Below are 1428 nucleotides of genomic sequence, written 5' to 3'. Positions count from 1 at the left end.
TGCACGATGGCGCCGCATTACAAGCGGCCCGACGCGCCCGTCGCGCAGGCGTACCCGGCCGGCGGCGTCTACGCGACGCAGCCGGGCGCGGCCGGCGCGCGCAGCGCGAACGGCCAGGCGGCGACCGCCATCGGCTGGCGCGAGTTCTTCGTCGATCCGCGCCTGCAGCGGCTGATCGAGATCGCGCTGAAAAACAACCGCGACCTGCGCGTGTCGGTGCTGAACATCGAGGCGGCGCGTGCGCAGTACCAGATCACGCGCGCGGGGCTGTTCCCGACGCTCGACGGTACGGGCACGGGCAACCTCCAGCGCTATCCGGCCGGGGTGTCGCAGACGGGCCAGCCGCTGATCTCGCGCGTGTACAACGTCGGGCTGTCGGCGTCGTGGGAACTCGACCTGTTCGGCCGCGTGCAGAGCCTGAAGGATCAGGCGCTCGCGCAGTACCTGTCGACGTCGTACGCGCGGCAGGCGTCGGAGATCTCGCTGGTGTCGCAGGTGGCGGATCAATACCTGACGCTGTTGTCGACCGACGATCTGCTGAAGGTCACGGAAAACACGCTGAAGACCGCGCAGGCGTCGTACGACCTGACCAAGCTGCAGTTCGACAACGGCACGGGCTCCGAGCTCGAGTTGCGTCAGGCGCAGACGGTGGTCGAGACGGCGCTCGCGAACCAGCAGGCGCAGGCACGTGCGCGCGCGCAGGCGCTGAACGCGCTGGTGCTGCTGATCGGCGAGCCGCTGCCGGACGATCTGCCGGCGGGCCTGCCGCTCGATGCGCAGAACCTGCTGACGGACGTGCCGGCCGGGCTGCCGTCGGATCTGCTCACGCGCCGTCCGGACGTGATGCAGGCGGAGCAGACGCTGCTGGCCGCGAACGCGAACATCGGCGCGGCCCGCGCGGCATTCTTCCCGAAGATCTCGCTGACGGCCGCGTTCGGCACCGCGAGCCCGACGCTGGGCGGCCTGTTCAAGGCCGGCACGGCGGCGTGGTCGTTCGCGCCGAACATCGCGCTGCCGATCTTCGAGGGCGGGCAGAACATCGCGAACCTCGATCTCGCGAACGTGCAGAAGCGCATCGAGATCGCGAACTACGAGAAGGCGATCCAGTCGGCATTCCGCGAAGTGTCGGACGGCCTGGCCGCACGCGGCACGTACGACCAGCAGATCGCGGCGCTCGAGCGCAACGAGCACGCGCAGCAGCGTCGCTTCGACCTGTCGGACCTGCGTTACAAGAACGGTGTGGACAGCTATCTGTCGGTGCTGACCGCGCAGACGGATCTGTACTCGGCGCAGCAGTCGCTGATCAGCGCGCGTCTGGCACGCTGGACGAATCTGGTCGACCTGTACCGCGCACTGGGCGGGGGCTGGATCCAGCGCGCGGGCGAAGCGCCGCGCGCGCCGGATGCGCCGGTCGATTACGACAAGGCG

Annotated in this window: 1 protein-coding gene; it reads left to right on the top strand. The window is 69.5% G+C overall.

Annotated features, from left to right (window positions below; all coding sequences use genetic code 11):
- Positions 1 to 1428, top strand: a 1428-nt coding sequence (locus WT53_RS31515; RefSeq protein ID WP_060262701.1) for an efflux transporter outer membrane subunit, incomplete at both ends; no start/stop codon positions are given.

It is taken from the genome of Burkholderia sp. MSMB2157WGS (assembly GCF_001532755.1).
GTDB lineage: Bacteria > Pseudomonadota > Gammaproteobacteria > Burkholderiales > Burkholderiaceae > Burkholderia.
This window is presented reverse-complemented; position numbering and strand designations above follow the sequence as displayed.